Origin of the sequence: Xanthobacter pollutisoli (assembly GCF_040044995.1) — a bacterium.
GTDB lineage: Bacteria > Pseudomonadota > Alphaproteobacteria > Rhizobiales > Xanthobacteraceae > Xanthobacter.
This window is the reverse complement of the sequence record NZ_JBDZDP010000003.1, coordinates 196523-217943: the sequence shown is the minus strand read 5'-3', so window position 1 is coordinate 217943 and position 21421 is coordinate 196523. Positions and strand designations below refer to the sequence as shown.

General features: G+C 66.2%; 20 protein-coding genes and 1 tRNA gene. 10 read left to right on the top strand and 11 right to left on the bottom strand.

The features are described from left to right. Positions 1-421 precede the first annotated feature (421 nt). Together ABLE93_RS09775 and ABLE93_RS09770 are read right to left on the bottom strand one after the other, a co-directional pair. On the bottom strand, positions 422-2788 hold the full coding sequence (locus ABLE93_RS09775; RefSeq protein WP_348839602.1) for a DUF3987 domain-containing protein: 2367 nt from the start codon (positions 2786-2788) through the stop codon (positions 422-424). A 378-nt stretch (positions 2789-3166) separates the two neighbouring features. Continuing rightward, positions 3167-3757, bottom strand: a complete 591-nt coding sequence (locus tag ABLE93_RS09770; RefSeq protein ID WP_348839601.1) for a helix-turn-helix domain-containing protein — start codon at positions 3755-3757, stop codon at positions 3167-3169. A 160-nt stretch (positions 3758-3917) separates the two neighbouring features. On the opposite strand from ABLE93_RS09770, the gene ABLE93_RS09765 reads away from it, so the two are divergent. The 5 genes from ABLE93_RS09765 (at position 3918) to ABLE93_RS09745 (ending at position 7486) form a co-directional block, all read left to right on the top strand. Continuing rightward, positions 3918-4256 carry a hypothetical protein gene (locus ABLE93_RS09765; RefSeq protein ID WP_348839600.1) on the top strand — a complete coding sequence of 113 codons (339 nt, stop codon included), beginning with the start codon at positions 3918-3920 and terminating at the stop codon, positions 4254-4256. Between the two features lie 14 nt (positions 4257-4270). Beyond that, the gene (locus ABLE93_RS09760) at positions 4271-4648 is read left to right on the top strand and encodes a hypothetical protein (protein ID WP_348839599.1); all 378 of its coding nucleotides are present in this window, start codon (positions 4271-4273) and stop codon (positions 4646-4648) included. Position 4649: 1 nt separating this feature from the next. Further along, positions 4650-5543: a hypothetical protein gene (locus ABLE93_RS09755; protein WP_348839598.1), complete on the top strand. Its 894-nt coding sequence runs from the start codon at positions 4650-4652 to the stop codon at positions 5541-5543. A gap of 304 nt (positions 5544-5847) precedes the next feature. After that, on the top strand, positions 5848-6237 hold the full coding sequence (locus tag ABLE93_RS09750; RefSeq protein ID WP_348839597.1) for a hypothetical protein: 390 nt from the start codon (positions 5848-5850) through the stop codon (positions 6235-6237). 196 nt (positions 6238-6433) lie between these two features. Further along, positions 6434-7486: a hypothetical protein gene (locus ABLE93_RS09745; protein WP_348839596.1), complete on the top strand. Its 1053-nt coding sequence runs from the start codon at positions 6434-6436 to the stop codon at positions 7484-7486. A gap of 214 nt (positions 7487-7700) precedes the next feature. On the opposite strand, the gene ABLE93_RS09740 is transcribed toward ABLE93_RS09745, so the two are convergent. The 3 genes from ABLE93_RS09740 to gph form a co-directional block, all read right to left on the bottom strand. Then, positions 7701-8171: a hypothetical protein gene (locus ABLE93_RS09740; protein ID WP_348839595.1), complete on the bottom strand. Its 471-nt coding sequence runs from the start codon at positions 8169-8171 to the stop codon at positions 7701-7703. A gap of 187 nt (positions 8172-8358) precedes the next feature. Further along, positions 8359-8433 (bottom strand) — tRNA-Val (locus ABLE93_RS09735). A gap of 89 nt (positions 8434-8522) precedes the next feature. Continuing rightward, positions 8523-9221, bottom strand: coding sequence for a phosphoglycolate phosphatase (gene gph, locus ABLE93_RS09730; protein ID WP_348839594.1), 699 nt, complete (start codon positions 9219-9221; stop codon positions 8523-8525). Between the two features lie 216 nt (positions 9222-9437). Here gph and ABLE93_RS09725 point away from each other — a divergent pair, with 216 nt between their 5' ends. The 3 genes from ABLE93_RS09725 (at position 9438) to ABLE93_RS09715 (ending at position 11317) form a co-directional block, all read left to right on the top strand. Then, on the top strand, positions 9438-9902 hold the full coding sequence (locus ABLE93_RS09725) for a hypothetical protein (protein WP_348839593.1): 465 nt from the start codon (positions 9438-9440) through the stop codon (positions 9900-9902). Positions 9903-10037: 135 nt separating this feature from the next. Next, positions 10038-10745 carry a ribose-5-phosphate isomerase RpiA gene (gene rpiA / locus ABLE93_RS09720; protein ID WP_348839592.1) on the top strand — a complete coding sequence of 236 codons (708 nt, stop codon included), beginning with the start codon at positions 10038-10040 and terminating at the stop codon, positions 10743-10745. A 23-nt stretch (positions 10746-10768) separates the two neighbouring features. Then, on the top strand, positions 10769-11317 hold the full coding sequence (locus tag ABLE93_RS09715; RefSeq protein ID WP_348839591.1) for a DUF2059 domain-containing protein: 549 nt from the start codon (positions 10769-10771) through the stop codon (positions 11315-11317). Between the two features lie 30 nt (positions 11318-11347). Here ABLE93_RS09715 and ABLE93_RS09710 read toward each other — a convergent pair whose 3' ends face one another. Next, positions 11348-13468, bottom strand: a complete 2121-nt coding sequence (locus tag ABLE93_RS09710) for a glycosyltransferase family 2 protein (RefSeq protein WP_348839590.1) — start codon at positions 13466-13468, stop codon at positions 11348-11350. A gap of 144 nt (positions 13469-13612) precedes the next feature. Here ABLE93_RS09710 and gor point away from each other — a divergent pair, with 144 nt between their 5' ends. Continuing rightward, positions 13613-14980 (top strand): glutathione-disulfide reductase, encoded by a 1368-nt coding sequence (gene gor / locus ABLE93_RS09705; RefSeq protein WP_348839589.1) that lies wholly within the window; start codon positions 13613-13615, stop codon positions 14978-14980. Between the two features lie 36 nt (positions 14981-15016). Here gor and ABLE93_RS09700 read toward each other — a convergent pair whose 3' ends face one another. The 4 genes from ABLE93_RS09700 to ABLE93_RS09685 form a co-directional block, all read right to left on the bottom strand. Next, positions 15017-15844: an SHOCT domain-containing protein gene (locus tag ABLE93_RS09700; RefSeq protein ID WP_348839588.1), complete on the bottom strand. Its 828-nt coding sequence runs from the start codon at positions 15842-15844 to the stop codon at positions 15017-15019. Between the two features lie 185 nt (positions 15845-16029). Further along, complete coding sequence (locus tag ABLE93_RS09695) at positions 16030-17334, bottom strand: multidrug effflux MFS transporter (protein ID WP_348839587.1); 1305 nt, start codon at positions 17332-17334, stop codon at positions 16030-16032. A gap of 101 nt (positions 17335-17435) precedes the next feature. Then, positions 17436-17903: a hypothetical protein gene (locus ABLE93_RS09690; RefSeq protein ID WP_348839586.1), complete on the bottom strand. Its 468-nt coding sequence runs from the start codon at positions 17901-17903 to the stop codon at positions 17436-17438. Positions 17904-17905: 2 nt separating this feature from the next. After that, positions 17906-18310 (bottom strand): DUF6152 family protein, encoded by a 405-nt coding sequence (locus tag ABLE93_RS09685; RefSeq protein WP_348839585.1) that lies wholly within the window; start codon positions 18308-18310, stop codon positions 17906-17908. Between the two features lie 286 nt (positions 18311-18596). Between ABLE93_RS09685 and ABLE93_RS09680 the strand changes: the two genes are divergently transcribed. Next, positions 18597-20033 carry a class II 3-deoxy-7-phosphoheptulonate synthase gene (locus tag ABLE93_RS09680; RefSeq protein ID WP_348839584.1) on the top strand — a complete coding sequence of 479 codons (1437 nt, stop codon included), beginning with the start codon at positions 18597-18599 and terminating at the stop codon, positions 20031-20033. A 161-nt stretch (positions 20034-20194) separates the two neighbouring features. On the opposite strand, the gene ABLE93_RS09675 is transcribed toward ABLE93_RS09680, so the two are convergent. Continuing rightward, positions 20195-21415 carry an ABC transporter substrate-binding protein gene (locus tag ABLE93_RS09675; protein WP_510183003.1) on the bottom strand — a complete coding sequence of 407 codons (1221 nt, stop codon included), beginning with the start codon at positions 21413-21415 and terminating at the stop codon, positions 20195-20197. Between the last annotated feature and the right edge of the window lie 6 nt (positions 21416-21421).

Genomic DNA, 21421 nt, shown 5'->3' with positions numbered 1-21421 from the left:
GGCGGGAGCGGGAACGATGACCACATGGGGAGGTAGTTGAGCCAGCACCTTGCCGGCCACCTCGACAGGTTCGGCGGCACTGTTGGGCGCCGAACCCCGTTGAACTCATTGGAGGTATTTAGGTGAGCACAGGGTAGCCCACTGCTGGGCACCCGGCGGCAGGTTCCCGGTTCCGCAGGTTCCGGGTTCCGCCCCACAGTGACCGCGCCGCCAAAAGCTACGACAGTGTACCCCCACGGAACTTACGGAACCAACTATAAAAACAACAGTTAAACATATGTTTTTATTATATATTTCTGGTTCCGCGCTTGGCGCGGAACCAGCGCGGAACCACGGAACCAGAATAGTGCGGCTAGGGGACAAAAAGAAGCCCCACGGGATGGGGACGCCGGGGCGAGGCGACATCATTTGGTATCCGAGTTCAGACAGGCAAACGGAAAGCGCGCCCCTCAAATTTGAACTCGCTCTTTAAGTTGATTGCGGGAACCTCCATCAGATTATGGTTTTCAAGGGCGGACTTAAGCGCCGTGTCGAGCGCGCGCTTTCCTTCACCCGTCTTATCGCTACGGAAAGCCGCAAGCTTGGACGCTTCAATCTGAATGTACTGACGGGGGATAATGCCGGCCCTGCGCAAGTGTTCAAGTTTGCGGACTTTTGTCGGAACCTTATCGTCGGGCAACGCAAGGTACTTATCGCACAACTGGAGCACCTTCTTTTCACGGTCGCTATCATCTCGACCAATGTCGCCACTTTCAAGTTGACCGAGGAAAAGCTTCACATCACGCTCGACGAAGCCGATGGCCCATTCCACGTGCGCCATTGTGGCTACCGGCTCCCACCAACAATCCGCCACGGCGAGAAGGGAGGCAACCTTTAGCGCTTTCAGGTGGGCTCGATTCCATACTGCCCGCTCGTGATCATCGTTGCTCCCATTAACCCTAGCGATGCAATGAAACTCGAACTGTTCTATGGCATTCAGGGCGTCCGGCTGCATAGCGACTCGACGCACTGCCGGAGGAGCCGGGAGGGGGCGGTTGTTCTCAATGGCCTTACTGAGGAGGCCACACCAATATCCCCACTGGTCATTGGGAAGCGCGGCTTCCCCCGAGGACTTGTTCGGCGGGGGGCGGTCCCCCGTGTATGTGGTCACGAGGAATCGAGACAGCAACCCATCTTCCATCATGTCGGAGGTGAGCGCTTCCTTGAACTTGTCCGGTGTCGTCTCGCCGAGGAAGGACAGGGCGGGGTACGCGACACCGGGCACGTTCTTCGCCGTATCGCTGTACGTCTTGCCCTCCAGATAGTCCTTTGAGTACGCGTTGGTGAGGACGGTGCGAAATGCCTGCTCCGGCGCGTCGGTCGGGTTCGCCATACGCTTGAGACGGCGCCCGAACTCGCCTTGCAGGTTCAGGAATCCGGGCGTCGCGAGAAGCTGTCTATGGAGGGCAGGACCGGACACGAAGTCAGTTGCCTGTAAGAAACGATCTGCCCCGACAACGCCGTTGACCTTGACCCACTTTGGAATCTCCTTGTGAATGGCGTCTTTGCCGATGCCGCTACGGGCCACCAGAATTTGATAGAGGGACAAATCCACGTTCGTGTGCGTGCGGTAGGTTCTGCCACAGACACCGGCGAGCAGGGCCACGGTCGCCACCGTCGCCACCTCCATGATGGGCGAATAGCTGTTCGCGTACATATGATGCGCGATCACACCTGCGAAGCCGGGAGGGAAGCTGAACACGGGCTCCACCGAAGCGGGCTCTGCCACCCGTGCCTCCTGTGCCGCCTCATAGGTAAAAGAAATCTCAGCCTGCATCCGGGCTACCCTTTCGGCTTCCTCCACCATCTTGGACACCACGAAGGCAAGGCTACGATTCAGATAGTCGTCATTCCGGTTCGCCTTGAACCGGGGGCAGCGCCGTCGAATGTCCCACTCCCCGAGCTTGGACTGGCGGAACAACCGGAACACCTGCTCCCTGTCCTCCGTCGCCTTCCACAAGAAGTTCAGAAGTGCGGCATCGGCTTCCGACTGCGACGAATATCCGGCGATGTCGCCCGCCCACAGGTGCTCGAACTGCGACGCGTTGCTCCACGATCGAAGCCAGTCCATCACGTCGCTGTCGGTGCGACGTTCGATGGTGCAAGGGGGGAGGTCCACCAGCTTCAAGGCGCCCGTGCGCTTCCGGTACTCGTCCGCGATCCGCTTCACTTCCTCGTCGCGATCTTCGATGGTCGCCGGCAACTGCTCCAGCCTGTCGCCGGTGCAGATCATGAATCGGTCTTGGGAGTATATTTCGAGGAACTTGCTGTGGATGCCGAGGCCAATGTCGCCGCGCACCAGCACATGCAGGCCCCAACCGGAACGGGAGCGCTCGGTGTAGCTGCTCACCTTCTGAACATAGCTCCACAGGCTGTCCAGCACGTCCGGTGGCGTCCAACGTCCCGGCTCGTTCGGATGGGTGTTCGCATTTTTCACGTCCACGTCGAGGACGGTGAAGCCGCACCCCTTCGTGAAGACGAACCCCACGTGGCCGTTGCACACCCTCGCGGCGGCTACGGCTGCATCGAAGGTCATCCAGTCGTCAGGCTTGGAGACGCTGCCGTGAACCGTCCTGCCGTCGCGCAGCGTGTGGGGTGCCTTGTCGGCGCCTGCGAACATCCATTGGGGGATGGCGCGCAGCTCTGCCGGGATATTCAGGAGCTTGGCGAAACGCGCATCGAGGCGCTTCGCTTCGTCATCCGCATATGCCGCGTTCAGGAGCGCAAGGTCTTCAAACTCATCCGTCATAGTACATCTTCCCATACGGGCCAGATGTACCGGAACAGCTTGCGGGTATGCGCCAGCTGTGCTACAAAAGCTTGCCAGTGCTTTTGTGGTTCCAGTACATCCATCCCAGTATCTGAAAGCCGTCCGCGTCCAACGGGCGGCTTTCGCATGAGTGGGAGGTTGTACCGGACTTTCCCTAATCCCGGCGCCGCCTTTCGGCGGCAAGCGCGCAGCATGGCATATGGCCACGCTTCATGCAAACATCTGAAGGGGTTAGGTTCCCTGCCCAGCCACCTTAGCCCTTTGATATCACCCAATATTTCAGCATGAGGCAGGGGCCGCCCCAAGACCTGCCCCCGCTGAGGTGGACCTATTAGGTTGGCTGCCCATGTGGTCACCTCAATCATTCTCATCGTCCGGCCCCGGCAATGCGACCTGCCTGCCGCTCGCGTCGGACTGCGTGAAGTTGCCGGCGAGCTTGGAGGCTATGGCATCCAGCGCGCCTCGCAGATGATCATTGAACTCCACCACGACAGGGGCATTCGTGACATTTACGACCTGCTCGACGAGCGGCCCCGCGTTCCGGTAGCTCTGATCGGCAGAGCGGAGCATGTAATTGCACCACGTCACGCCGGCATGGTTCCCGATCTCCGCGTATTCCCGCCCGAGCTTTTCGAGAAAAGCGACACGCAAACCCTGCCCAATGCGCACCGCATGGGCCAAGGCTTCGCGCTGGTTCACCCACGTGAACAGAGTATCCTTTGCGATGCCGAGGAAGCCGGCCACGGCTGAGACGCTATGACCTTGTGCCATAAGGCGGATTATGTGCTCGCACATATCCGGGTGATAGCTGCCTCTGAACTTCTCCACCTTGAAGCGTTCAAGTTTTTCGAGGTCTGCCGGCAAGGGCTTGGGCTTCCAACGGAGCTTGGACTTGTACAGCCCGTCCGCAGTATCTGCTTTCGTTTCTTTCTTCGGAACCGGGGCCATGCGGCATCCAATACTTTGATTACTTTCTGAAACCATAGCATATGGCGCTGCGACAGACAATTTATTCTTGCATTCCGAAAAGCAACCATTATTCTTGGCGCAATAACAAGCCCCCGTTCCACGAATAGAAGGGCCGAACAGCGCAGGTGGAGTGCAAGTTATGAAAGCGATTACTGGTGGAGCCCTCGTCAAACGACTTATCACCCTGCGGGGCAAATTCTTCTACGCCAATGAGCGCAGCGGCGACCATCGGCTCCACGCTGCGTTGAACGCCTTCGAGCACGAAGCCATGACGCTCCGAGGCGCGGAGGTCGCCTTCGCCTGCATGGGCGAGGCGGACCACGCAGGCGCGCTTTGGGATGAATGCCACGGGCTGGCGCTGCGGGCGTTCTACCGGATTGGCATGAGCCGCAGGGTTTTTGGGCTCGGGGTGGAGCCGCCGCCCCCTGCACCGCCACAGTTCGGCGCGCCTTCTCCCTTCCCCATCGCCCACGCCTGAAAGGACATCCGCCGATGTTTCTCAAGCTCCAGCGCATTCCGGCCGAGGACATAGAGCCCATTAAAGGCCGCCCTCGCAAGTTGTTCATGGAAGACCGAACCCCGGCCAATCCGACGGAGGTTCGCGTCGTCCAAATCCGCGAAAGCTATCTGTCCCAACTGCCCGGCCGCCACACGCCCACGGTGAAGGAAATCGCCGAACGCGTCGCCGCGAAGCAGATCGAGTGCGAAATCACCGCTGCTCTTTGGGGCGCCGACCATGCGTTCGCGAAGCGGCTGGACGTGGAGCTCGGCCGGCTGATCGCCGCCCTGCACCTGGAGCACGGCGAGCCGCTGCACCCGGCCGACGAATGGCCGGACGATGACCACACCACCACCGAGGCGGAGCACTGACATGACCACCGATCCCAGACTGAACCACATCGAGCAGGGGTTCCCGCCCCGCTATGTCGCCGAGGCACGCGATGCCTTGGCCGCCACCGTCGCCAAGCTGCCGCCCGCCGCTGCGGCGAAGCTGCGCGAGTTCGAGGACGCGGCACTTGCCGGCGAGGGCGCAGTCGGGGCGGCTCGGGCGAAGCGCGACGAGGTAGTTCGCCCCGTCACAGAACTGCGCACGACGGTGGCGCAGAGCACCGCCCCACATCCCGCCAACCTCGAGCGACTTGCGCAACTTGAAGCCGAGCTGGAGCACCGCGAGGAAGTGCTGAGGCGCTTTCAGACCGAACGCATCGCGGCCAACGTGGCGTTCGGCGGCATCCACCGTGCGCTCGAAGCCCTGCCATCCAATGCCCGCCTCGTGGCGGTCCCGGCGCCCGAGCCGAAGAAGAGCCAGACGCTCACCAGCGTCCGCGAAACCATCGTCAGCCTGAAGGGCGACATCCACACGCTGGAGACGTCCGCGCCCACCATCGAGGAGCAGGAAGCCGCGCTACGTGCCGCTATTGCCGCGCGGGCGGAAGCCGGACGGCCGCGCATGGACCGCGCCGGCCGTCTGAAGATCGCCCCCACTGCTAACGCACAGAGTGCGGCTTTGGCCGTGGCGTGCTGGCTCGACCCGGAAGCCGTCTTCGAGACCATGAAGCAGGACGGAGCCTTGCGCGAGGGCGGCGCCATGTCAGCGGCCGAGAAGGCGGCAGCACTGGCAACCCTTCGCACCAGCCTGTTCGAGGCCGAGCTGGCGGAAGAAGTGCTCCTCCAACGGGACGGCGGTATCCGCCGGGCTGATGCGGACCCGTTCGCCATTCTCGGCGTCCGGGTCGAGGTCGGCGCCAAGCGGCAGGCCGCATGAGGATACAGGTTGCTCCCTCTGCGTTCACCATCGCCGAGGTTGAGCACAGGCACCACCGGGCGCGCTTGTGACGACTCGGCGCGAGAGGAAAAGGGATGCGGTTCCCCCTGTCCCGCATCCCGAACCGTCCCCGGTGGTGCCCACAAATTCGAATTCGGGGCGCCGCTGAAGCTGCGGCCCGGCATCAATGCGCGGTTCGGTTCCTACCGGTGCCGCCCACAGACAAGCGGGGCCAAGGGTTGATGGCACCCATGTGGCCACAGCCCACGCAACCACCCCCGCCGAGCAACGGAAAGGTCAACAGATGACGATTATCGACCGCTTCGGCCGCCCCAAGCAGGTGCCTGCCGGTTACGTCCTTCAGGAGGGCGAGTCGCATTTTGGCGACCTCGGCTCCATGCACCTGCCAGCGAACACCCGCCGCATGGGCGATGCCGCGCTCGCGACTTTCATTCGGGATGGCGGCGGCAAGCCCGACGATACCGTGCCGGCCGGCTACTTCCGAGACTCCTACGGCCGCTTGTTCCCCATCTTGCACAGCCCGGAGCGGGACCGGGTGGAAGGGGTGCGCATCGCCACCGAGGCCATGCTCGCCGACGCATGGCGCGGCAGCGATGACAAGCCGGATGTCCCACGGTCCCGCGAGCAATACATAGCCGACATTACCAACGCGTGGCGCGGTGAGATCTGCTGAGGCGGGTAACGGCGACATGTTTGCGCCGCCCGAATAGGCGCTGCATTCAATGAGGCGTTTGGCAGCGGATTCCGCTGCCAAACGGGCTGGAACAAACAGTGATCGACATGGAGCGTTAGACGATCGCTCCACCAAACTAGCGTTTTGCGTGCCCCGACCGTTCAGACAAGACCGATTATGCCTAAGGTGGCTCCGAGTGGTAAAAATTCGCACGGTCGATTCGATGGGTGGAATTATGACGCCAGAAGAGGTTGAGGCGACCCGAGAGAGGTACTATCAGGTGTTGAAGCCGATCTTCTTTCCCGAGCTTCCCGCCAAACATGATATTATCAATTTCTTTGCGTCTCTGTTGCGCGTCGTCGGAATGGAAGATCGCGGATGGGATCCATTACTAGAGTCGCGGGCGACGCTGGAAGATTTTAATACCATCATGCAAATGGAATTACCCGCAGATGGATTTCCTTCTGCCGAAATGACGAAATGGCGCTTGGGGCTTGTTATGTATAGCCACATGGTTGAGATGGATGCGCCATATGAAATAATCGCAAATCTTCTCCGTTTCCAGCTTGGATATGGATATAATCCTAATCCTTATTATCAATTTTTGAGTAAAGATGAGAAGAAACAATTTTCTAAACGTGGTATATATCCTATCGGAAAAATAAAAATAATTAAAAAACTATCGAAAGAACTTGGTGTCCAAGTTGGCGATATTTTTGATGAATTCTATAATCAAAAACTTAGAAATGCCATTAGTCACTCAGATTATATATTTACGGATATGGATTTTCGCGTTCGTAACGGTACCGGTTCGTTAGGGGCATACGCAATCCCACTCGAAAAACTGAATGAGACCATTACGCGTTGCAAAGCATTCTACTCTAGGTTTTTTGGGATTGAGCACGCTGCGCGACATATTTTCGGAGAATGGGCAAAGAAGGCCCTACCATACGATCCATACTACAAAGGACTATTGGAAGTCCTCGCCGATAAGGACGGGACGATGTGCGGTTTTCGGATACATTGGCCCAACGGAACCGACTCGACCTACCGTCGCACCGAAGATGGAATCGAGATGGTGAACTGCATGTTGGCGATGCAGAAAAATACCATTGATTTGATGGTCGGATTATATGCACGCAAACCGGGGAGCTTTAGCCCGCTCGTCGAAGATGGTGCGCAGCCCATCTATTCAAAACGAGAAGGCGACGATAGGCCCCTTGATTGGCCGGGCGATGGGTCGCTTTGATGAGCCGACCGGGCATGTGCTGAAGTCCCCCAATTCGCTTTGAAGCGCCCGCCTATAAGGCGGGCGCTTTGCGTTGGGGTTGCCGAACCCGCTGGGCGCCGGAATTCCTGCCATAGGCCGCCGCAGGCGACCACGCGCGCTGTTCCCGGCCGCCCGCCCAAAGAAAAAGGGCGCCCGAAGGCGCCCCGTTCGATGACCACAAGTGCAGCGGCCGTCAGGCTTCCTTGCCCTCCTGCGCCGCCGTCCCCTTGCTGGCCTTCGTGACGAAGCCGATGGGCGGCAGCGCGGCACGGGGGTGCCCGTGGAACCGGCGCCAGTAGGAATACTCGACCTTGACGTTGGTGGCGTTGAGCCCCGCCGCGTGCTTGCTGGCAGCCGCCTCGCCCGAGGTTGGGGTGCGACCGAGGTCGGCCATGGCCTTGTCGCACGCCCGCCATGCGGCAGCGCAGAGGCCGCCCGCCGCCGGCTCCTTCACCCCGTTCTGCTCTCGGCGGACAAGGCCGGTGGCGGCCTTCAACTGCGCCTCGCAGCTGGCGTCGGCCTTGGGCTTGGCGCTGGGCTTTGCTGCGGCCTTCGGCTGCGCTGCGGCCACCGACTCGCCGTTGGTCTTCGCAGGCTCCTCGGCCGGCGCGGCGTCCTTCAGGCTGGGCAGAACCCGGCCGGAGCGCACCTTCTCGATCTTCATGGTCGATCCCCTTTGCTCTCAGGCGCTGACGTGCGCCACAAATACAACCTATGAGAGTGAAGCGGGGCCTGCAACGAGTTTGTTCTCTGTTCGTTCTCTTGCCGTCAATCATTCGGCGCCAAACCGTGGGTCATCGTGGGTTATGACCCCGAAAACTGGGAAATTTTCTAATTATTTCAATAGAAAATGGTGGGCGATGCAGGGATTGAACCTGCGACCCCTCCCGTGTGAAGGGAGTGCTCTCCCGCTGAGCTAATCGCCCGCGCCATTGCGAGGAGGGCCGTTTAGAGCCGGCCGGCCCTTCCTGTCAAGGGCCGGCATGGGCCGCCCGGCCGATGGCTGTGGACCGCGTCAGGCGCGGGAGGTCTCAAGCAGGGCGTCCACCGCCTGCTCCAGCTCGTCGAAATGGTGGATCAGCCGGTCGGCGCCGAGCTCCCCCGGCGGCGTCTCCGTATAGCCGAAGGAGACGGCCACAACCGGTACCCCGGTGGCCCGGGCGGTGAGCACGTCGGTCATGCTGTCGCCCACCATGATCGCCCGTTCCACCGCGCCGCCGGCAGCGGAGATGGTGGAGAGCAGGGGCAGGGGATCAGGCTTGGAGCGCGGGTAGGTGTCGGCGCCGGTGATGACGGGGAAGCGCGCCGTCAGGTCGAGGGCGTCGAGCAGCAGGCGGGCGAGGTGCTCCAGCTTGTTGGTGCACACGGCGAGCACCGCGCCCTTGGCCTCCAGCCGGTCGAGCGCCGCGATGAGGCCGGGGAAGGGGCGCGAGCCCACGGCGATGTTGTCGGCATAGGAAGCGATGAAGCGCTTCGTCATGGCCTCCACCTCGGCGTCCGGCAGCACGATTCCCGCCCCGGTGAGCGCCCGCACGATGAGGAGCCGCGCCCCGCCGCCGATCATGTTGCGCGCCTGCCCCCGGTCCACCGGCGCGACGCTGTGGTCGGAGAGAACCAGGTCGAGCGCGTCGAGAAGGTCGGGGGCGGTGTCCACCAGCGTGCCGTCGAGGTCGAAGGCGACGACCGTGCGGGGGGACGATTGGGGCGAGGTCATGGGCGCATTCCTCAAATGGATCCGCGGGGGATCTTGGGCAGACGGGAGCGGCCCGGGGATACCAGCCTGTACCGCTTGCGCCGGCAGCGGGACAGGAGGGCGGGGGCGATCCCTCACCCTCTGCCTTAAATCCTGCCGCTTTTTCGCGCCAGCGTCGCCCGCGAATTCCGGCTGCGGCCCCACGGCGCAGCCGGTCCCACTCGCAAGGAGGCATGCATGCGGATTGATCCTTTCCAGCCGGCGCGTTCGAGGAAGTCCCGCAGCGGCGCGGGCGCGGGTGCGGTGCTTGGCACGCTCGCCGCGGGGCTGCTTGCCTTCGCCGCTTCGGGGGCAAGTGCCCAGCCGGCCGGCGGGCAGGGATATGAATTTGCGCCACCACCCTCGGCCCAGGCCAACCGCGTCTATGGCGTCAACCGGCAGACCGGCGAAATGAACGTGTGCCAGTTCGAGCGGCCGAACGGCTCCAGCGTCGGCGTCACCTTCTGCTTCCCCCAGGGCGAGGGCGCAGGGCCGCAGAAGGCCGGCAGCTACGGCCTCGTGGCCACCCGCTACGAGGGTGAGACCGGCATCTTCCGGGTCAATCGCGATACCGGCGAGATGAGCATCTGCTACGTGCGCGAGACCACCCGCCCTGCCGGCGGCACCGATTCCAGCCTGGTCTGCACCCCCGCCGCGCGCTGAGGCGTCGCGCCGCTTGTCGGGCGGGCGGATCAAGGCTAGAGCCGGAGCGGGGCGACCCGGCCCTGCAACGACAAGACGCGCCATGCGCCGCGGTCCAGCAAGACCGTGGCGCGGGCGCGCAGGAACGGAAATCCCATGGTCCACGCCGAAGACCTGAAGCGCCGCGCCGCCGCCCACGCCCTCACCTATGTGACCGACGGCATGCGCCTCGGCCTCGGCACCGGCTCCACCGCCCGGCACTTCGTCGAGCTTCTGTCGGAGAAGGTGCATGCGGGCCTCACCGTGCTGTGCGTGCCCACCTCCGAGCAGACGCTCGCCCAGGCGGTCTCCCTCGACGTGCCCATCGCTACGCTGGACGAGGCCGGCCCGCTCGACCTGTGCATCGACGGCGCCGACGAGATCGGGCCGGGCCTCGCGCTGGTGAAGGGCGGCGGCGGCGCGCTGCTGCGCGAGAAGATCGTCGCCAGCGCCGCGCGCGAGATGATCGTCATCGCCGACGCCAGCAAGAAGGTGGACACGCTCGGCCGCTTCCCGCTGCCAATCGAGGTGGTGGATTTCGGGGTCGCCTCCATCCAGCGCCATGTGGAGGCCGCCGTCCGCGAGGCCGGGTGCTCGGGCACCATCGTCCTGCGCCGCGACGGCGACGGCCATCCTTTTGTCACCGATCAGGGGCACCAGATCCTCGACGCCCATCTCGGCCGCATTCCCGATCCCGCAGCGCTCGCCAGCGCTCTGAAGGAAGTGGCCGGGGTGGTCGAGCACGGCCTCTTCCTGGGCCTTGCCCGCCGCGCGGTGCTCGCGGGCAAGGACGGCATCACCGAGCTGGAGCCCGGCAGCTTCTGAGCTTCCTCTTCCCGGAGACACTCATGCCTCATTTTTCGTCCGGCCGTCTCGGCCCGCGTCTCCTTCTCGCCGCGGCCCTGCCGTTCCTGGCGGCCACCCTCGCCGCCGCTCCTGCCGCCCTGGCCCAGCAGGCGGCCCCCGCGGCGGGGAAGCCCACCGCTGCCCAGCTCCAGCTCGCCCGCGATCTTGTGATGGTAAACGGCGAGGCCCGGGCGTTCGACGGCGTCATTCCCAACATCGTGGACGGCGCCGCCCTTTCTTTCGTCCAGACCAATCCGGATCTGGCACGCCAGCTGCGCGACGTGGCGATCCTGGTGCGGCCGGAATTCGAGAAGCGGCAGTCCGAGGTCATCGACATCCTCGCCTCCGCCTATGCCAGCCGCTTCAGCGAGGCGGAGCTGAAGGAGGCCATCGCCTTCTATCGCTCCTCCACCGGCATCAAGCTGGTGCAGGACCGCCCGGTCATCGTGCAGGAAGCGGTGCAGGGCATCCAGGCCTGGGGCGCGCAGATGAACGCGCTCGCGGTGGAACGCGTGCGCGCCGAAATGAAGAAGCGCGGCGCGGATCTCTGAACCGCGCCGGCGTGTACGTCGCCTGAGGCGTCAGATGGCGTCGGTCCGCGGGTCGCGCGGGCCTTCGGGCGCAGCGGCGAGGGCGGCGAACAGGCTCTTGCGCTCGAGGTTCGGGCTGTAGTGGGGGTCGACGCGCGTCGCGGTGTGCCACAGGGCTTCCATGCGGGCGCGCTGCGCCTTCAGCCGCTCGCGGTGCGCCCGCGACCTTTTCTTCCCCCGCGATGCCGATTCGTGGTGCAGCAGCTGGGCGAAGGGGGTGAAGACCACGTCGTACCCCGCCCGCCGCGCCCGCAGGCACAGGTCGATGTCGTTGCAATCCTCGGCGAAGCGCTCGGCGTCCAGGGGGCCGATGGCGTCCCATACGTCGCGGCGGATGAGCAGGCAGGCGGCGGTGACGGCCGACAGGTTCTGGCGGACCAGCAGGCGGTCCTCATAGCCCGGCGCGTCGGCGCCGCTGTGGGCGAACCAGTGGTCGGCATAGCCGAACAGCCCGACGATGGCGCCCGCATGCTGCACCGTGCGGTCGGGAAACAGCAGCTTGGCCCCCACCACGCCGGCGCCGGGCAGGGCGGCGAGGGCGACCATCTCGTCCAACCAGCTGCTTTCAACCACCTCTATGTCGTTGTTGAGGAGGAGGATCATCTCCCCCGCGCAGGCCTCGACACCGAGGTTGCAGATGCGCGGGAAGTTGAAGCCGCCGTCGTCGCGCACCACGCGGGTCGCCGGCCACAGGGCCCTGATCTCCTCGAACAGGGCGAAGGTTTCCGGCTCCACCGATCCGTTGTCGACGATGACGATCTCGAACGCCCGGTAGGAGGTTTGGGCGATGAGCGAGCGCAGCGCGACGCCCAGCAGGCCGGCGCGGTCGCGCGTCGGCACCACGATGGAGACCAGGGGCTCGCGCTCGGGCAGCGGATAGATCGGCCGCAGATGGCGCCCTCCGACGGCGGCGACGCCGATGCCGCGCAGGCGGCCGAGGGCCTCGGCGGCGGCGGCAATCTCCGCCGGGGGGAAGCCGGCGGGCGCCTCCTCGAAGCCGATGGCGACGCGCGGGATGTGGCGGATGGCGGCGGGCGCGACGGACGAGACGTGGCGCAGGAGCAGGTCGAACACGCCGGCTGCGCCCGCCGCCGGGTCGAGGCCGAGGCGCAGCGCATCGCCCCGCGGCAGAGCGGCAAAGCGGCGCAAATAACCCGACGCCTCCATGAGGTGACGGTTGAAGGCGGGGTGGAAGACGCCGTGTTGGGGCAGGCCATCGGCGCCGAGGCGTTCCTCATCGGTATAGGCGAGGGCGCAGCCGGGATAAGTCCCGAAGGCATGGCGCAGCATGGCCACCGCGTCCGGCGTCGGAACCCCGGCCGGATCGAGGAAGAGCACGAGCCCGCCCTCCGCAGCGTTGAGGGCGGCGGTGAGGCGGGCGCAACTGTCGCCCTCCATCACGATCACCTGCGCACCGGCAGCGACAAGCGGCGCGCGCTCCTGCGCCCGTTCCGGCGGCAAAGCGACGAGCCATTGGAACGCGCGGTCGGTCTGGGCCGCGAGGGCGGCCGCGCACCGGGCGAGCGCCTCCGCCGGGGCGGCGCCGCCGTCCGACAGCAGGCTGAGGCGGGGTGCCGCGTCGGCCGTCGGGACCGGGCGGAAATCGCCGACGAAGCGCGCGCGGAAGGCGCGATAGCGCGCGGCCTCGGCCCGGTGCCGCGCCGGCGAGGCGGAAAGAGTGGCGTATAGCGCGCCGCGCAGGGTGCGTGCGGCAATCCCCGCAGCCTTCCACCGGCTGGGGGCGCTGAGGCCGGAGAAGCGTCCGGCGGCGAAGGCGTGGAGCTTCAGGGCCACCTTCGCCACCGGATAATAGCCGAGGCGCAGGTCCGGCCCGCTCCCTTCCACCTCCAGCAGCGCGGCGCCGGGCGGCAGCAGCACCACTGTCGGCCCCGACGGCAGGAGGCTCTCGCGGTCGAGCAGGGACCCGGCGCGGCTGCGCAGCACGAGCTCGGCCGGCTCGGCGCGTGCGTCATACCCCTCCGCCACCAGCACTAGTGCCAGTCTGCCGCGCCGGGCGCGCAGCCGCAGGATGGCCGGCAGGCGGAAGCCACGCGCCCCCGCCGCCGTTGGAGCGGGCCTGAGCCAGATGGGGGGAATCTCGGTGTCGTGCATGGGTCCGCCGGTGTCGTCGCATCGCCATCAAGCATCGAAGCGGCGGGCCGGCAAGCGCGGGACCGTGACCGCGCCTTTGCTTGACGCGGCGACGGGCGTCCTCCAAGTCAGCCCCACGTATTGCGGATCTGGCGGGAGCCAAGAATGTCTCAGCGGGAAGTGGATCTATTCGTCATCGGCGGCGGCTCGGGCGGGGTGCGCGCCGCGCGCATCGCCTCCCAGCACGGCGCCAAGGTCATGATGGCGGAAGAGTACCGGGTGGGGGGCACCTGCGTCATCCGCGGCTGCGTCCCCAAGAAGCTGTTCGTTCACGCCGGGCGCTTCGCCCACGATATCGAGGACATGGCCGGCTTCGGCTGGCACGTCAGCGAGCCGCGGTTCGACTGGCAAACCCTCGTCGCCAACAAGGACAAGGAGATCTCCCGCCTCGAGGGGATCTACATGCGCAACGCCGAGAATGCCGGGGTGGAGGTCGTGTCCTCCCGCGCCGTGGTGGCGGGGCCCAATCTCGTGCGCATCGTCGCCACCGGCGAGGAGGTGAAGGCGCGCTATATCCTGCTCGCCACCGGCGCCCATCCGGCTGTGGGGCCGGCCATTCCCGGCTGCGAGCTCGCCATCACCTCCAACGAGGCGTTCAACCTCACCCGCTTTCCGAGCCGCATCCTGATCCAGGGCGCGGGCTATATCGCGGTGGAGTTCGCCGGCATGTTCCGCGCGCTCGGCGCCGAGGTGACGCTGGTCTATCGCGGCGACAAGGTGCTGCGCGGCTTCGACGGCGAGATCCGCGACCATCTGGAAGCCGAGATGACGCGCGCCGGCATCCACCTCGCCCGCGGGCTCACCCTGGCGTCCATCGAGGCCATCGACGGCGGCCGCAAGGTGACGCTCTCGGACGGGGCGGTGGTGGAGGTGGACGAGGTGATGCTGGCCATCGGCCGCATCCCCAGCACCCGCAACCTCGGTCTGGAGGAGGTGGGTGTCGCCGTGGACGAGATGGGGGCGGTGAAGGTGGATGAGGCCGGCCGGACCAGCGTGCCGTCCATCTACGCCGTGGGCGACATCACCAACCGCATCAACCTCACCCCCGTCGCCATCCGCGAAGGCCACGCCTTCGCGGACACGGTGTTCGGCAACAAGCCCTGGACGGTGGACCATTCGCTGGTGGCCACCGCCGTCTTCTCCGAACCGGAGATCGGCACGGTTGGCCTGTCCGAAGAGGCCGCGCTGAAGGGGGGCCGGACGGTGGACATCTACAAGACCGCCTTCCGGCCGCTCAAGGCGACCCTGTCGGGCCGCGAGACGCGGACCTTCATGAAGCTGGTGGTGGATGCGGACACCGACTGCGTCCTGGGTGTCCACATCATGGGCGATGCGGCGTCCGAGATGATCCAGCTCGCTGCAGTGGCGCTGGGGCTGAAGGCCACCAAGGCGGACTTCGACCGTACCGTCGCCGTCCATCCCACGTCCGCCGAGGAGCTGGTGACGCTGAAGGTGGCGCTGCGCCCGGCGTAGGGGCCGGCGCGCGCAGCGCCGGCGCGGACGAATGCTCTAGAGGCGGCTCAGCAGCTCCGCCTTCTTGGTGCTGAACTCCTGCTCCGTCAGGATGCCCTTGGCGTGAAGGTCGGCGAGCTTCTCGATGGCCGAGATGATGTCGCCGTGTCCCCCGGCGGGCTGCGGCGAGGCGAAGCCCTGCGGCTGCGGCGCGCTCTGCCAGACGGGGGCGCTCTCGTGATCGGGGGCACGCTGGGGCGCCGCGCCGCTCACGATCGGCAGGCGCGCCACGTCCACCATCCCGTGCTGGCTGGTGAAGGTGAGGCTCCCCACGCCGCCCTGCTGCTGGGAGAAGCCGCCGATCTGGTGATCGAGGCTGTCATAGACCGTCACCTGGCCGTCGAGGTCGATGGCGAGGCGGCGGGCGGCAGGGAAATAGGCGTAGCGCACGCTGTTCTGCGCGCCGGTGCTCGCCGGCTGGCCGAGGTCGGCCGGCCACCAGCTCCCATGGCCCGAGGGGTCGGGCACGAACAGGCTGGAGGTGCTGCCGAACCCCGCGTCGCTTGAATTCATCCCGCCCTGGCTCTGCGACTGGAAGCTGCCGGCCATGGTGAGACCGCCCTGGCGCGCCACGAGGGCGGAAAGCTCGCTGCACAGGCCATCCACTCGGCCTTTCAGGGCGTGGTTGAACATGTCCGACACCATGGTCATGCCGCCGAGCATCCACTGGCCGGAGCCGCCGAACTCTGGATGGCTGAACTGCGCCATGGTGCCGTTACCGGCGATGACCGAGACCAGCATGGAGGCAACCGCATCCGGGCTGAATCCGGTGCGCTGGGCGATGGCGGCGACGGCCGCCTGGCCTTCGGGCGAGAGCTGACGCATGGGTCCCCTTCTCCTTTGGTCGCGGGCGGTGGGAAATTGGAGCAACAACGCCGCAACGGTGCGAAAGGCGCCACCGGGCGCACTTTTTTGCAAGCGGAAGTTGCGCCGCGCGGCCGCCGCCTCGGACGGACCAGCATTAGCACGCCAGGCCGACAGCCCTCTGACAGATCGCGGCGGACCGTCGCTCAGGCCGCGTGGCTGAACAGGCGACCCTTCTCGGCCCACAGCACGAAGCCGAGGCCGAGGCTCCCGAGCACGAGATAGCCGAGGCTCAGCGGCAGCACCGTGCCGTCGAATGCGTTGCCCAGCATGAAGCCGAGCAGGGCCGCCATCAGCGTGGTGAAGCCGCCGATGAAGGAGGAGGCGGTCCCCGCCACCGCGCCCAGCGGCTCCATGGCCATGGAGTTGAAGTTCGGCACGGTGAGCGCGAACAGGAACTGCGCGGCGGCCACCATCGCGCAGAACAGGAGGAGGGGCGGCTTGCCGTCGAAAGCGACGCTCGATCCCACCATGAGCGCGCCGACGACGATGAAGCCGAGGATGCCGGCGTGGGACAGGCGTCGCATGCCCAGCCGGTGGACGAGCGAGGCATTGAGGAAAGACGCCAGCGCCATGATGCCCGCCACGGCGGCGAACGCCACGGGGAAGAGATTGCCCAGCTGGTAGACATCGGTCTGGAAGACCTGCGAGGCCGAGCCGACGTAGGTCATGAGCGATCCCATCATCAGTCCGATGGCCATGGCATAGCCCATGGACCGGCGGGTTCTGAGCGTCAGGCCGATGGCCTTGCCGATGGAGCGAAAGGAGAAGGGAATCCGGTATTCCGCGTGCAGCGTCTCGGGCATGCGCACGCCGAACCAGACCCACAGGATGACCGCCAGCGCCAGCATCGCCACGAAGATCAGGTGCCAGGAGCCGAAGAACAGGATCGCGCTGCCGAGCGCCGGGGCGATGATGGGGACGGTGAGGAAGACCATCATGCTCAGCGACATGATGCGGGCCATGTCGCGCCCTTCGAAACGGTCGCGCACGATGGCGATGGCCAGCACCCGCCCGGCCGCCGCGCCGATGCCCTGGATCAGCCGGGCCACGATCAGCAGCTGGAAATCCTGCGCGAACAAGGCGATGGCGCTCCCCGCCACATAGATGGCGAGGCCGGCGAACAGGATCGGGCGTCGTCCCAGCACATCGGACACCGGACCATAGAGGAACTGCGCGGCGCCAATGCCGATCAGATAGGCATAGACCATCACCTGCACATGGTTGGGATTTGCGAGCGCGAAATCGGCGCGGATGGCGCCGAAGGCCGGCAGCAGGTTGTCGATGGAAAACGCGGTCATGCCCATCAGCAGGGCGATCAGCGCGACGAACTCCACGAAGCCGGGCCGCATGGGGGCGGTGGCGGGCCGCCGGGGCGCGGATCCGGCCGGGCCGCTCCCCCCGGTGGGAGAATCGGCGGCGGGCGCCGGGGCGCGGAGAGGCTGGGACATGACACGCTCAAGCGTTGGATGTGTCCCGCAACAGACACGGATTTCTCGAAGAAGCCGGAAGAGGCCGGCGGAGAGGGCGCGCCGGGATCGCGCGCCGCGGATCACACATAGGCGATGGTGCGCCCCAAGAGAAGGGCTGCGGTCCAGGCGAGGAGCGAGAGGGCCGCCGTGATGCGCGCGCCGGAGGGCAGGGGGCCTTGGCGGATGGTACGTCCGAACAGCCCGTGGAAGGCGAGGATGTTGAAGAGCCCCGCCGCGATGAAGGCGAGCTTGGCGAGGAATGCGGGGTTGCGTGTCAGCGGCCCGGCCTCCGCCGCAAACAGCACGAGGCCGGACGCCAGCTGGATCACGAGGCCGACGGCAGCGACGGGGATGCCGGCGCGCAGCACCCAGCCGGCCGCGCGTTCGCGCCGCAGCACGGCGATGTCGAAGGTCGCCGAGGCGCCGACGAGGAGGGCCGCGCCCAGCACATGGCAGATATTCGCGATGGGATAGAGCCAGACGGAGCTGCGCGCCGCCACCCCGAGCGCGGATCCCTCCAGCGCCGCCGCGAGGGCGAGGATGTCCACGGCTAGCGCAGCTCCACCGTCTTGCCATCCACCGTGATGCGCTCGGCCCGCATCTCGTTGGGGGTGCGGGTGGAGGGGTAGCCATAGACGCTCACCGTCGTGCCCGCCTTGAGACGATCGGCGCTAAGGCCGCGCGCTTCCATGCGGGAGAGGGGGGCGAGAGTCGCCTCCCAGGTGGCGCCCTCGTGCTGCATCATGAGGTGGGCGTGGGGGTTCGCCCATTCGAGATGGGCGACAGGCCCGGTCATGGTGAAGGCCTTGGCGGTGTCGTAGCTGCCCCAGCCGTGGTGGGCGAGGGCGGCGCCGCCGGTCAGCACGGTGGCGGCGAGGATCGCCGCGCCGATGCGGCGGGCCGGCAGCGTGCGGGCGGACGTGTCTCTCAGGCGTCGATGGCCGGTGGGGGTCATGGCCGCTCCTCAGGTTCTGGATCGCTGGGCAGCATGGCGCCATGGCGTAACGGAAAGAAGGCGCCGGCCCCCTTCGCGTCTGTCCGGCCGATCACATGGCCGTCAGGCGTCCGCTTGCCGCCCGGATGCCGCCGCGGGGCGGATTTGCGCCGCGTCCTTTCGGCGCGCTGCAGGTTCGTGTATAAGCCCGCCTTCCGATCCCGCGAACACAAGAGGAACGCCCTAGGCGCCCGCGGGGGTCGGCCCGGCCGGAGGAGCCGGCCGGTATCTGCAACAGGAGAGTGAGATGGTGACCCGCCCGCAATCCGCACCCGTTCCTGGCGCCGAGGCTTCTCGCCGCGCCGAAGGCTGGCGTCCGGACAGCTGGCGATTTTATCCCGGCGTGCAGATGCCCGATTATCCGGACAAGCCTGCCCTCGCCGAGGTGGAAGCCAAGCTTGCCTCCTATCCGCCCCTCGTTTTCGCCGGTGAGGCGCGCCGCCTGAAGGCGGAGATCGCCAAGGTCGCCCGCGGCGAAGCCTTCCTGCTGCAGGGCGGCGACTGCGCCGAGAGCTTCGACGAGCATTCGGCCGACAACATCCGCGATTTCTTCCGCGTGTTCCTGCAGATGGCGGTGGTGCTGACCTTCGCCGGCGGCTCGCCGGTGGTGAAGGTGGGCCGCATCGCCGGCCAGTTCGCCAAGCCCCGCTCCGCCGACACGGAGACGGTGGACGGCGTGACCCTGCCGAGCTACCGCGGCGACATCGTCAACGACATCGCCTTCACCGCCGATGCCCGTGTGCCCGACCCGCGCCGGCAGATCGAGGCGTACCGCCAGTCGGCGGCGACGCTCAACCTTCTGCGCGCCTTCGCCACCGGCGGCTACGCCAACCTTGAGAACGCCCATCAGTGGATGCTGGGCTTCGTGAAGGACAGCCCCCAGTCCTCGCGCTACCAGGAGCTGGCGAACCGCATCACCGAGGCGCTCGACTTCATGCGCGCCTGCGGGATCGACCCGCAGAACCACCCGGAGATGCGGACGACGGACTTCTTCACCAGCCATGAGGCGCTGCTGCTCGGCTACGAGCAGGCGCTGACGCGGGTGGATTCCACCTCGGGCGACTGGTACGCCACCTCCGGCCACCTGCTGTGGATCGGCGACCGCACCCGCCAGCCGGACCATGCGCACGTGGAATATTTCCGCGGCGTGCGCAATCCCATAGGCATCAAGTGCGGCCCCTCGCTCTCGGGCGAAGGCCTCATCCGCCTGCTGGACGTGCTCCAGCCGGACAATGAGGCGGGCCGCATCACCCTCATCTGCCGCTTCGGCGCCGACAAGGTGGGAGATCACCTGCCCGCCCTCATCCGGGCGGTGGAGAAGGAAGGCCGAACCGTGGCGTGGTCGTGCGATCCCATGCACGGCAACACCATCAAGGCGGCCTCCGGCTACAAGACCCGCCCGTTCGAGCGCGTCCAGTCGGAGATCCGCTCCTTCTTCGACATCCATGCGGCCGAGGGCACCTTCGCCGGCGGCGTGCATCTGGAGATGACGGGCAAGAACGTCACCGAGTGCACGGGCGGCGCCCGCGCGATCTCCGACGAGGACCTGCGCGATCGCTACCACACCTATTGCGATCCGCGCCTCAATGCCGAGCAGGCCATCGAGACCGCCTTCCTGGTGGCCGAGCTGCTCAAGCGCGAGCGCCTCGCCCGCGGCCGCCCGCAGGTGGCGGCGGCGGAGTGATCCGCGGCTGAAGAGAGCGCTGATACGAAAAGAACGGCGGGCCTCGGCCCGCCGTTCTTCGTTCTAGGCTTGCTCGCGACGGAGGAAGCGCTCCCGGATCCTAAAGCAAAGGGCCGGCGCCGCCCCGTTCGGGGGCAGCGCCGGCCCGGCTTTGTCCGGGCTTACTTCACCAGCGGGCAGTTGCCATCCTTGAGCGGGCGGAACGCCTCGTTGGCGGGGATGGTGGAGACCACCTCGAACAGGTCCCACTCGCCCTTGCTGTCGGCGGGCTTCTTCACCTTCAGCAGGTACATGGGGTGGATGGCACGGCCATCGATGCGGATCTCGCCCTTGCCGAACAGCGGGTCGTTGATGGGCGTGGCGCGCATCTGCTCCATCACCTTGGGCGCGTCCTTGGTCTTGGCGTCCTTGATGGCGTTCAGATAGTGCATGGCGCTGGAATAGACGCCGGCCTGGGCGCTGGTGGGCATCTTGCCGTTGAACTTGGCGCCGAAGCGCTTGGCGAAGGCGCGGGTGTCGTCGTTGAGGTCCCAGTAGAAGGCGTCGGTGAGCACGAGGCCCTGTGCCGCCTTGAGGCCGAGGGCCTTCACGTCCGACGAGAAGATGAGCAGGCCGGCGAGCTGCTGGCCGCCCTGGGTGATGCCGAACTCGGAGGCCTGCTTCACCGCGGTGATGAGGTCGCCGCCGGCATTGGCGAGGCCGATGACCTTGGCACCCGAGGACTGCGCCTGCAGCAGGAAGGAGGAGAAGTCGGTGGTGGAGAGCGGGTGCTTCACGCTGCCCGCCACCTTGCCCCCGGCCGCCTTCACCGCCGCCGCGGCGTCACGCTCCAGCGCCGCGCCGAAGGCGTAGTCGGCCACGAGGAAGAACCACGGCGAGCCGCCCTGCTTGGTGAGGGCCGATCCGGTGCCGTTGGCAAGTGCCCAAGTGTCGTAGGTCCAGTGCACGGTGTTGGGCGAGCACTTGGCGCCGGTAAGGTCGGAGGTGCCGCCACCGGAGACGAGGAAGATCTTGTTCTTCTCGCGGGTAATATCGTTGACCGCGAGTGCCACCGAGGAGGTGGTCACGTCGAGCACGGCGTCCACATTCTCCTGATCGTACCATTTGCGGGCGATGGAGGCGCCCACGTCCGGCTTGTTCTGGTGGTCGGCGCCCACGACTTCGATTTTGAAGCCCTTGTTCTTGGCCATGAAGTCGTCGGCCGCCATCTGCGCCGCGACCACCGAGCCGGGCCCGGAAATGTCGGCGTAGACGCCGGACATGTCATTGAGCACGCCGAGCTTCACCATGGTGTCGTCGGCCGTGGCCGGGCTGGCCGCCAGCCCGCCGATCGCCACTGCCGCCAGCAAAGCGCGCGAGTGCCGCATGATCCGAGACGTCATCGTCTT

Excerpts from the sequence above, each read along its gene's own strand:
- ABLE93_RS09775 (WP_348839602.1), bottom strand. The coding sequence starts at position 2,788 with ATGACGGATGAGTTTGAAGACCTTGCGCTCCTGAACGCGGCATATGCG.
- ABLE93_RS09770 (WP_348839601.1), bottom strand. The coding sequence starts at position 3,757 with ATGGCCCCGGTTCCGAAGAAAGAAACGAAAGCAGATACTGCGGACGGG.
- ABLE93_RS09765 (WP_348839600.1), top strand. The coding sequence starts at position 3,918 with ATGAAAGCGATTACTGGTGGAGCCCTCGTCAAACGACTTATCACCCTG.
- ABLE93_RS09760 (WP_348839599.1), top strand. The coding sequence starts at position 4,271 with ATGTTTCTCAAGCTCCAGCGCATTCCGGCCGAGGACATAGAGCCCATT.
- ABLE93_RS09755 (WP_348839598.1), top strand. The coding sequence starts at position 4,650 with ATGACCACCGATCCCAGACTGAACCACATCGAGCAGGGGTTCCCGCCC.
- ABLE93_RS09750 (WP_348839597.1), top strand. The coding sequence starts at position 5,848 with ATGACGATTATCGACCGCTTCGGCCGCCCCAAGCAGGTGCCTGCCGGT.
- ABLE93_RS09740 (WP_348839595.1), bottom strand. The coding sequence starts at position 8,171 with ATGAAGATCGAGAAGGTGCGCTCCGGCCGGGTTCTGCCCAGCCTGAAG.
- gph (WP_348839594.1), bottom strand. The coding sequence starts at position 9,221 with ATGACCTCGCCCCAATCGTCCCCCCGCACGGTCGTCGCCTTCGACCTC.
- ABLE93_RS09725 (WP_348839593.1), top strand. The coding sequence starts at position 9,438 with ATGCGGATTGATCCTTTCCAGCCGGCGCGTTCGAGGAAGTCCCGCAGC.
- rpiA (WP_348839592.1), top strand. The coding sequence starts at position 10,038 with ATGGTCCACGCCGAAGACCTGAAGCGCCGCGCCGCCGCCCACGCCCTC.
- ABLE93_RS09715 (WP_348839591.1), top strand. The coding sequence starts at position 10,769 with ATGCCTCATTTTTCGTCCGGCCGTCTCGGCCCGCGTCTCCTTCTCGCC.
- ABLE93_RS09710 (WP_348839590.1), bottom strand. The coding sequence starts at position 13,468 with ATGCACGACACCGAGATTCCCCCCATCTGGCTCAGGCCCGCTCCAACG.
- gor (WP_348839589.1), top strand. The coding sequence starts at position 13,613 with ATGTCTCAGCGGGAAGTGGATCTATTCGTCATCGGCGGCGGCTCGGGC.
- ABLE93_RS09700 (WP_348839588.1), bottom strand. The coding sequence starts at position 15,844 with ATGCGTCAGCTCTCGCCCGAAGGCCAGGCGGCCGTCGCCGCCATCGCC.
- ABLE93_RS09695 (WP_348839587.1), bottom strand. The coding sequence starts at position 17,334 with ATGTCCCAGCCTCTCCGCGCCCCGGCGCCCGCCGCCGATTCTCCCACC.
- ABLE93_RS09685 (WP_348839585.1), bottom strand. The coding sequence starts at position 18,310 with ATGACCCCCACCGGCCATCGACGCCTGAGAGACACGTCCGCCCGCACG.
- ABLE93_RS09680 (WP_348839584.1), top strand. The coding sequence starts at position 18,597 with ATGGTGACCCGCCCGCAATCCGCACCCGTTCCTGGCGCCGAGGCTTCT.
- ABLE93_RS09675 (WP_510183003.1), bottom strand. The coding sequence starts at position 21,415 with ATGACGTCTCGGATCATGCGGCACTCGCGCGCTTTGCTGGCGGCAGTG.